This window comes from Nonomuraea purpurea, assembly GCF_042650645.1.
GTDB lineage: Bacteria > Actinomycetota > Actinomycetes > Streptosporangiales > Streptosporangiaceae > Nonomuraea > Nonomuraea purpurea.
The window spans coordinates 154,637-162,717 of sequence record NZ_JBHSBI010000025.1; the positions used below are offsets into that span (position 1 = coordinate 154,637).

The window sequence follows — 8,081 nt, forward strand, 5'->3', positions numbered from 1 at the left end:
CACCTCGTTCCGCAGCTACCTTCTTACCCGGCCAACGTCCGGCCCGTAGCAAAGATTCCCTAAAGCACTACGACCAAGGGAGGGTTCTGGAGGTCCTCCTAAAGGAGGAGACCGTGGTGAAACACCTGGTGAACCAGGGGAACGCCGGGCCTGTAGGCCAGATGCACATAAGAGGGGGCATCGAGGACGACGAGGTCCGCGCGGGCTCCGCGCCGCAACCAGCCTACGTCCGTTCGCCGCAGGGCGCGCGCTCCTCCGTACGTCGCCGCCCTGATCGCCTCCAGCGGCGTCATCCGCATCTCGCGCACGGCCAGCGCGAGGCAGAACGCCATCGAGGAGGTGAACGACGACCCGGGGTTGCAGTCGGTGGCCAGCGCCACGGTGACCCCGGCGTCGATGAGCCGTCTGGCGTCCGGGTACGGCGAGCGTGTGGAGAACTCGGCCCCGGGCAGCAGCGTCGCCACCGTGCCCGAGGAGGCCAGCGCGTCCACGTCGGCCGTCGTCAGATGGGTGCAGTGGTCGGCGGAGGCTGCGCCCAGCTCGCAGGCGATCCGCACGCCCGGCCCTTCGCCGAGCTGGTTGGCGTGCACCCGCGCCCCCAGCCCGGCCTTCAGCCCGGCGGCGAGGATCTCCCGCGTTTGGTCCCCGTCGAACGCGCCCCGCTCGCAGAACACGTCCACCCATTTCGCGTAGGGGGCGCACGCGTCGAGCATCTCGCCGGCGACGAGCCGCACGTAGGAGTCGGCGTCCATGCCGGCGGGCACCACGTGGGCCCCCAGGAAGGTGGTCTCGTCGGTGAGCCCGGAGGCGATCTCCAGTGAGCGCCGCTCGTCCTCGACGCTCAGCCCGTAGCCGCTCTTGATCTCCACGGTGGTGGTGCCCTGGGCGAGCATCTCGTTGACCAGGCCGCGCGCGCGGGCGGCCAGCTCGGGGTAGCCGGCCTGTCGGGTGGCGGCGACGGTGGTCCTGATGCCGCCGCCGGTGTACGGCCGGCCGGACATGCGGGCCTTGAACTCGGCCGTCCTGTCGCCGGCGAAGACCAGGTGGGCGTGGCTGTCGACGTAGCCGGGGATGACGCCCCTGCCCGCGACGTCCACGCGGGTGTCGGCGGCGGGGGCCTCGAAGGCCGGGCCGACCCAGGCGATCAGGCCGTCCTCCAGGACGAGGGCCGCGTCGGCGATCTCCTCGCGTTCCGGGTCGCCGGTGTAGAGCAGGCCGATGCCGTCGATCAGCGTCGTGATCACGAGCTCTCCTCCGTCGGCCTCATGATTCCCTGCTTATTGATGCCCTCGACAAGCTCGGTCATTGCAGGTCCCCAATCGCCTTGGCCAGCATGGATCCGACGTCGCCGAGCTGGTGCCGCCCCTCGGAGACGACGCGGCGGCCGCCGGAGACCACCGAGTGCACGTCCGCCGCCGTGGCCGCGAACACCACGGCCTCCAGCCCGTGCGCGCCCGCCGTGCGTACGGAGTCGAGCCGCACCGACACCAGGTCGGCCCACGCGCCGGGCACGAGCAGGCCCGCGTCGGGGAAGCCGAGCGAGGTGTGTCCTGCGCAGGTGGCGGCGGCGAGCAGGTCGGCGGCGGGCCAGTGGCCGCGTTTCTCACTTGCCAGCCGCTCGTCCAGCTCCACCGCCCGCGCCTCCTCGAACAGGTCGATCACGGCGTGGCTGTCGGAGCCGAGCGTGATCGCCGCGCCCCGGTCGGCCAGCGCCCTGGCCGGGCCGATGCCGTCGGCGAGGTCGCGTTCTGTGGTGGGGCACATGCAGATGTAGGCGCGTGACTGGCCGAGCAGCTCGACGTCCACGTCGGTCAGGTGGGTGGCGTGGACGGCGGTCGAGCGCGGCCCCAGCGCCCCGCGTTCGTGCAGCACCTGGACGGGCGTGGCGGCGTAGCGCTCCACGCAGGCCGCGTTCTCGGCCCGCTGCTCGGAGACGTGGGCGTGCAGGGGCACGGCGTTGTGGTGGGAGTAGTCGGCCACGACGGGCATCTGCTCGGGCGGCACCGCGCGTACCGAGTGGATGGCCGCGCCGATCTCCACGTCGGGCTGTCCGCTGTAGGCCGCCGCGAGGTCCTCGGTCCTGGACGCCCAGCGTTCGGCGTCCCCGTCGCCGAAGCGCCGCTGCGCGCCCGTCAGCGGGGTGCCGAAGCCGCCCGTCAGGTAACAGGTGTCGAGCAGCGCGATGCGCAGGCCGGCGTCGCGGGCGGCGCGGATGAGGGCGTGGCCCATCGCGTTGCGGTCGTCGTACGGACGGCCGTCGTGCGCGTGGTGCAGGTAGTGGAACTCGCCCACGCACGTCACCCCGGCCAGCGCCATCTCGGCGTAGACCGCCCTGGCGAGCTGGAGGTAGCCGTCGGGGTCGAGCCTGGCGGCGACCTCGTACATCCGGTCGCGCCAGGTCCAGAAGTCTCCTTTGCCCTGTTGGGTGGTGCCGCGCAGGGCCCGGTGGAAGGCGTGGGAGTGGGCGTTGGCCAGGCCGGGGATGGTCAGCCCCGCCAGCCGCTCGGCCGCGCCCTGGGGGCCCCGGTCGATCCGGGTGATCCTGCGGCCGTCGACCTCGATGAGCACGCCGTCGGCCACGCCGTCGGGCAGCCAGGCCTGCTCGCACCAGTAGGTCAGCGACACAGATCCTCCAGCACGTCCGCGAGTGCCACGACTCCCGCCTCGCAGTCTGCCCGCTCGGCGTGCTCGTCGGGGGAATGGGACACGCCGGTGGGGTTCCTGACGAACAGCATCGCGCTCGGGACGCCTGCCGCCGCCAGGATTCCCGCGTCGTGCCCGGCGCCGGTGGGCAGGACGGGCGCGGGCGTGTCGCCGCCGACCACCTTGGCCAGCCGGTCTCGAAGCGCCGCGTCGAAGTCGACCGTCGGCGTCCACGACTCCTCGCGTACGTCGGGCCCGCCACCGGAAAACCGGGCGAGCTCCGCGACGAGTTCGCGCACCGCCCGCTCGTCCGCCCCTCTGACGTCGAGCCAGGCCGACACCAGGCCGGGGATGGCGTTGGCGTTCCCCGGCGAGACCCGCACCTTGCCGACGGTGGCGACGACCCCGCGGCGCTCGGCGGCCTCGCGGGCGGCCAGGACCACGCGGGCGAACGGCAGCATCGGATCGTCGCGGTCGGCCAGGCGTGTGGTGCCCGCGTGATCGGCCCGGCCGCGGAAGTCGAACCGCCACCGCCCGTGCGGCCAGATCGCGCTGGCCACGCCCACCGGGCGATCGTGGTCGACGAGCGCCCGGCCCTGCTCGACGTGGAGCTCAACGAACGTGCCGACGGTGGCCAGCGTCTCGTCGTCGCGCCCGACGTCGTACGGCCTGCGCCCCGCCCTCGTCATGACCTCCGCCAGCGTGGCGCCGTCGTCGTCGGTGAGCCCGAGCGCCCTGTCGGACCCCAGCACGCCCGTGAGCAGCCGCGACCCCATGCACGGCACGCCGAACCTGGCTCCTTCCTCGTCGGTGAAGCACACGACCCCCAGGGGCCGATCAGGCACTATTTCCCGATTTTTCAGGATGTCCAACGCGGCGAAGGCCGACACCACCCCCAAGGGCCCATCGAACGCCCCGCCCTGCCGCACCGAGTCGAGATGGCTCCCTGTCACCACGCCCGGCCGCCGCGACGGGTCGCCCCACCACGCCCACAGGTTGCCGTTGCGGTCTTCGCGCAGGTCAAGCCCCCGGCGCGCGGCTTCACCCGCGAACCACTCGCGCAGCTCCAGGTCGGCATCCGACCAGGCGTCCCTGAGGTAGCCGCCGGTCGCCGGATCACGTCCTATGTGTGCGAGTGGTTCGAGCATGGCCCCACTCTAGTGAATGGATCCATTCAGTTGACGTGACCGCCTCGGGGGCGGATGGTCAACTCGGTCAGGTGCGCGTCGGGTCCCGCCGTGAGCGCGGCCAGCACGGCCCGCGCCACGCTCTCCGGCTGGAGGTACTTCTCGGCCTCGAAGTCGCCGCCCTCCTGCCGACGCACCTCGCGCTGCATATCGGTGGCCGTCCGACCCGGATAGACGGTGGTGACCCTGAGCTCGGGCTCCTCCAGCCGCAGCGCGTCGGCGAACGCCTTCAGCGCGAACTTGCTGGCCGCGTAAGCGCCCCACTCCGGGTTGGCCCGCTGGCCCGAGCCCGAGTTGACACACACCACGTGGCCGCCGGCCCTCCTGAGGGCGGGCAGGAGCAGCCTGGTCAGCTCGGCGACCGCGACGACGTTGACGTCCATGGTCCGGCGCCAGACGGCGGCGGGCAGATCGGCGATGCTGCCGAGCACGCTGATCCCCGCGCTGTGCACGAGCACGTCGAGCCGTTCGATCCCCGCGACGTCGGCCTGCGTGACCTCGGTCAGCTCCACCGGCCACGACCGCGCGTCGGGCAGGCCGGCCGCGACGTCGGCGAGCGCGCCTTCGTCTCTGCCTCCGAGGATGACGTGATGGGTCGGGCCCAAGGCTCTGGCGACTGCCGCGCCTACGCCCCGGGAAGCGCCTGTGACCAGCGCAGTCGGTCGTTCACTCATGAAGGTCAAGCTTATTGGCCGGGGAAACCGCTCTCCCCGCGCAAAGGGGGAGATTCCCGACGCCCGCTCTGGCAGGATTACGCGGCTCGCCATGAGCGGTTGCTGGGCGGCCAAGTCGGACGAACTGGCAGCGTGGACCGCGACAACGGCATCGAAGCCATGCCCCGCATCGGCCAGCAGTGACAGCAGTCGCCCGGCCATCTGGCGACGCGACCAGGCGACCGAACGGGACTGACCGAGATCGAAGAACTCGGCCACAATCGCCCCGCTGCCTTCGCTCAGTTGCTCAGCCCGGGACCGCTGCCGCTGCCTGGACGTGGTGGGATCCCTGCAGATCCTCGGTCGATACCCGACCTGCGAACGCGAATCTCAAGATCTATCCATCGTGCTCTTCGCCATTAGTGTTGCATTAGTGATGCACTCGATGGGTAGCCTGGAGCCATGAAGGCGTTCCCTTTCAGTGCGCTGGCCCGTGACCGCAACGAGGTCTTCCCCGAGCTCGACGTTGCCGATGTGCTCCTGGAGCGGCGAGACGCCGAAAACGTCTGGCTGGTACGCGACGAGCGTTACCAGGCGGCCCGCGCCGCTCTCCTCACGCTGGCCCGATCCATGACCATCGTGGCTCGCTCCAATCGGGCCCTGGCGGAAGAAGCCCTGGCCGAGGACCTCCCCTGGCTGATCTGGCTTCCGGAGCACGAGCGGCCGCAGTGTGTCCGCGAACTCCTCGCTCATCTGCTGGCCGGAGCCGACACCGGGGAACTGCTGCCCTATGCCCGGGCTCGCCGGTCGTGGACCTCCACCGCTCTGGCCTGGAGCGATCCCGAGATCGCCCGTGACCTGGCCAATCCGTTCGACGGTAGCGGCGGGCAGTCTGTCGACGGTGCCGAGTGAGCGGCCGGGACGAAGAGATCCGCCGACTGACTGGACGGATCTTGCGCGCCGCCAACGCCAAAGCTTGGAAGGCATGGCGGGGTTAACTGGACACACCCACTTCACGGCAAGATCGTAAAAGGGAGAGCGGACCAACGGCACGCAGAGCGGCGACTGACCCGAGGGGGGTCCCAAAGCTCTATAGCTCCTGGCCCTGGCATGACGCATGTGCAAACGCCGGCAGGCTCGGCACCATTTGCCCCGCAATAAGCAGGCTGAGCGGCATGTATCAAGGCGTAGCTCTCATCTGCCGATCGGAGATCAGGGCAAGAATTGCTTATAGTCAGCTAGCCTGGGGATGCCACTAGACACGGTGGAAGGGTGAGGCACAATGCCAGATCACGACCTTATAGGCAATCGCCTACGCGAAATCCGTAGGCGGCGCGGGATGACCCAGGAAGAGCTAGCCAACGCAGCTGGCCTAAGCGTGCAGGTGGTGAAGAAGATCGAGCAAGGTGGTAGTGCAAGGCTTGAGACACTTCACCAGCTAGCGCGCACGCTTGGCGTGGTGACCGTGACCTTCGTCGGGTCCACCTCGCCAGAGCCGAAGGAAGCTGATCACGATGAGGCTGTCCTGAGCGATATTCGGTCGGCAATCAATCCACCAATGGGCCTCGGCGGTCGCCCGGTTTATGGGACGGCGGACGGTGATGAGCTGGACCTTGCCCGGCTAAACAGAGCGGTCAATACGATGACGGAGGCTTACCACTCCGATCGATATGACAGGTTGGCAGGCTTCCTGCCGGCGCTCGTCCGCTCGGCCCACCACCACGTCGAGGGGTATTCGGACGGGCAGCGACTCGATGCCTTGCGTACTCGCGCCAGCATCGTGGGGCTGGCCGGACGCTACCTTATCCAGGTCAGAGCGCATGATCTGGCGTTGGTTGCCCTTCACATGTCCCTGCGGGATGCGCTGGAGATCGGGGATATGCCACTTGCGGCAGCAGCCGTGAGTGGGCAAGCGCACGCGATGCTGCGTCAGGGACGTTTCGCTGAGGTGGAAAGGCTGTGTGCTGAGACAGCCCAGGAGCTCGAACCTCGCATGTCGAAAGCCACACCGGATCAGCTCGCAGCGTGGGGTTGGATGCTGCTCCGCGCAAGCGCGGCTGCGTCGAGAAACAACCGGCCCGAAGAGGCCCAAGAGTACATCGGGGTTGCTGCTGCGGCGGCCGGGCCGCTACAGCGCGAGCACAAGACCGTGGACAGCAAGACGTTCGGACCAGTGACGGTTGCCCTCAAGGCGGCTGAAAATGCCCTCGTCAGGGGCGATGCGGGTAAGACGCTGGAACTGTCGTCCTCCCTTCGGCGAGGTGACGACATGACACACGAAGAGTGGGATCGACATCTGCTAGACGAAGCAAGAGCACACAGCGAGACAAATGACCCAGACCGGGCAATTGAGATATTGCTGGAGATCCGTGGGCGGAGCCCACAATGGCTTCGATATCAGCAGATGGCACGGGACACCCTGCGGGACGTAATGAGCAAGAAGGTACGGACGCTTACAGATGACCAGCGAGCACTGGCCGATCTAATGGGCGTTACGGACTAGAGGCTACGTTACATAGTCCTTCGCGACGCAGCACAGTCAAAAGACTGTGCTGCGTTTCTGTTTACAGAGGTCGGCCCTCACATAACCTCGCAGCAGTCACACTGCGAAGGATGACACGATGAGACCCGAGAGAGAAAGAGCGGAAACGCTACACGGTCCGTGGCCAAGCTCAATCGAAGAGCTGCAAGCTGAATACATCGAGCGCTGGAACATCTGGCGGGAACAGAAGCCCGACGGCAGCCATTCGGAATGGGTTGCCCAGCGGATCCAGGATGAAGCAGTAGAGCTGCGTGCGATCAACAGCGAAATGCTTCAGGAAAGCCTGGCCGAGCATGAGCGGCGCTATCTGCGTGGCGCTCTAATTGCACCCGGCAGCGAGAGCGACAGCGGAAAACCCGCGTCGAGTGGTGGGCCTGCGGAGGAGACGCTGTCCAAGCATGGTCCTGAGCAGGGGCCGTCGCGGGCAATTAGTCCTCATGTGCCAGGGGCGGAAGGGAAGAACGGTGACAACAACAAGCACGTCATGCCCTGCGCTGATCCTGGCCCATCAAATGGCGGACCAACTGCGTCATCTCGGTATCGAGCCCCGGATCTCATCGTGCGAGGGGATCGCGCTGGTGGGGATCTGGTCGGTTGGGATAACGGTGTGGTGTGAGTGGGGGCCGGCTGGCTGGCAATACCGCTGGTGCATGAACGCCCAGGATGAGCGGTCGGAGTGGCGGTACACCTCATGCACGGCCACAGCGGTGGAGACGGCGGCGCTGCGGATTGAACGGCTTTGCCGGGATCGGTACATGGTCATTTGCGGGACCGTCCCAACCGAGCCCGGTCACGGCGGATCTGGGAGGTGACGCAGTGATGGAGCAGTTTCTGAGCGAGATGGTATTCCCCGGTGAGACGTGGGTGGTGCCGGTGACTCGGCGCATCGTCGCAGCGATCCTGTCGGGTGCGGGTCACCAGGACGTGGACAACGCGCAGTTGATCGTCAGTGAGTTGATCTCGAACGCCAGTGCGCCACGAGGCGCTCTGTTGTATCCCCGGTTGAGCCGGGAGGAACTGAAGGGAGGTTCCTGGGCCTGATGGCTTACCCGAATC

At 68.0% G+C, this 8,081-nt stretch carries 8 protein-coding genes; 4 read left to right on the forward strand and 4 right to left on the reverse strand.

What is annotated here, in order from left to right; all coding sequences use genetic code 11:
• Nucleotides 1–98: 98 nt before the first annotated feature.
• From hutI to ACFOY2_RS38335, 4 genes are all read right to left on the reverse strand, one after another.
• Nucleotides 99–1,241: an imidazolonepropionase gene (hutI, locus tag ACFOY2_RS38320; RefSeq protein WP_379533021.1), complete on the reverse strand. Its 1,143-nt coding sequence runs from the start codon at nt 1,239–1,241 to the stop codon at nt 99–101.
• 61 nt (nt 1,242–1,302) lie between these two features.
• Entirely contained in the window at nt 1,303–2,625 is a 1,323-nt protein-coding gene (locus ACFOY2_RS38325) for a formimidoylglutamate deiminase (RefSeq protein ID WP_379533007.1), read from the reverse strand.
• Nucleotides 2,616–3,791 carry an allantoate amidohydrolase gene (locus ACFOY2_RS38330; RefSeq protein ID WP_379533008.1) on the reverse strand — a complete coding sequence of 392 codons (1,176 nt, stop codon included), beginning with the start codon at nt 3,789–3,791 and terminating at the stop codon, nt 2,616–2,618. The genes ACFOY2_RS38325 and ACFOY2_RS38330 overlap by 10 nt, the downstream gene beginning before the upstream one ends.
• A gap of 26 nt (nt 3,792–3,817) precedes the next feature.
• Complete coding sequence (locus ACFOY2_RS38335) at nt 3,818–4,504, reverse strand: SDR family oxidoreductase (RefSeq protein ID WP_379533009.1); 687 nt, start codon at nt 4,502–4,504, stop codon at nt 3,818–3,820.
• A gap of 441 nt (nt 4,505–4,945) precedes the next feature.
• Here ACFOY2_RS38335 and ACFOY2_RS38340 point away from each other — a divergent pair, with 441 nt between their 5' ends.
• From ACFOY2_RS38340 to ACFOY2_RS38355, 4 genes are all read left to right on the forward strand, one after another.
• Nucleotides 4,946–5,395, forward strand: a complete 450-nt coding sequence (locus ACFOY2_RS38340; protein WP_379533010.1) for a hypothetical protein — start codon at nt 4,946–4,948, stop codon at nt 5,393–5,395.
• A gap of 370 nt (nt 5,396–5,765) precedes the next feature.
• Nucleotides 5,766–6,986, forward strand: coding sequence for a helix-turn-helix domain-containing protein (locus ACFOY2_RS38345; RefSeq protein ID WP_379533011.1), 1,221 nt, complete (start codon nt 5,766–5,768; stop codon nt 6,984–6,986).
• A 118-nt stretch (nt 6,987–7,104) separates the two neighbouring features.
• Nucleotides 7,105–7,641 carry a hypothetical protein gene (locus ACFOY2_RS38350; protein ID WP_379533012.1) on the forward strand — a complete coding sequence of 179 codons (537 nt, stop codon included), beginning with the start codon at nt 7,105–7,107 and terminating at the stop codon, nt 7,639–7,641.
• A gap of 203 nt (nt 7,642–7,844) precedes the next feature.
• Nucleotides 7,845–8,066, forward strand: a complete 222-nt coding sequence (locus ACFOY2_RS38355) for a hypothetical protein (RefSeq protein ID WP_379533013.1) — start codon at nt 7,845–7,847, stop codon at nt 8,064–8,066.
• Nucleotides 8,067–8,081: the final 15 nt, after the last annotated feature.

What these genes read in the sequence shown, in the direction of transcription:
- ACFOY2_RS38350 (WP_379533012.1), top strand. Translation starts at nt 7,105, where the DNA reads ATGAGACCCGAGAGAGAAAGAGCGGAAACGCTACACGGTCCGTGGCCA.
- ACFOY2_RS38335 (WP_379533009.1), bottom strand. Translation starts at nt 4,504, where the DNA reads ATGAGTGAACGACCGACTGCGCTGGTCACAGGCGCTTCCCGGGGCGTA.
- ACFOY2_RS38355 (WP_379533013.1), top strand. Translation starts at nt 7,845, where the DNA reads ATGGAGCAGTTTCTGAGCGAGATGGTATTCCCCGGTGAGACGTGGGTG.
- ACFOY2_RS38345 (WP_379533011.1), top strand. Translation starts at nt 5,766, where the DNA reads ATGCCAGATCACGACCTTATAGGCAATCGCCTACGCGAAATCCGTAGG.
- ACFOY2_RS38340 (WP_379533010.1), top strand. Translation starts at nt 4,946, where the DNA reads ATGAAGGCGTTCCCTTTCAGTGCGCTGGCCCGTGACCGCAACGAGGTC.
- ACFOY2_RS38330 (WP_379533008.1), bottom strand. Translation starts at nt 3,791, where the DNA reads ATGCTCGAACCACTCGCACACATAGGACGTGATCCGGCGACCGGCGGC.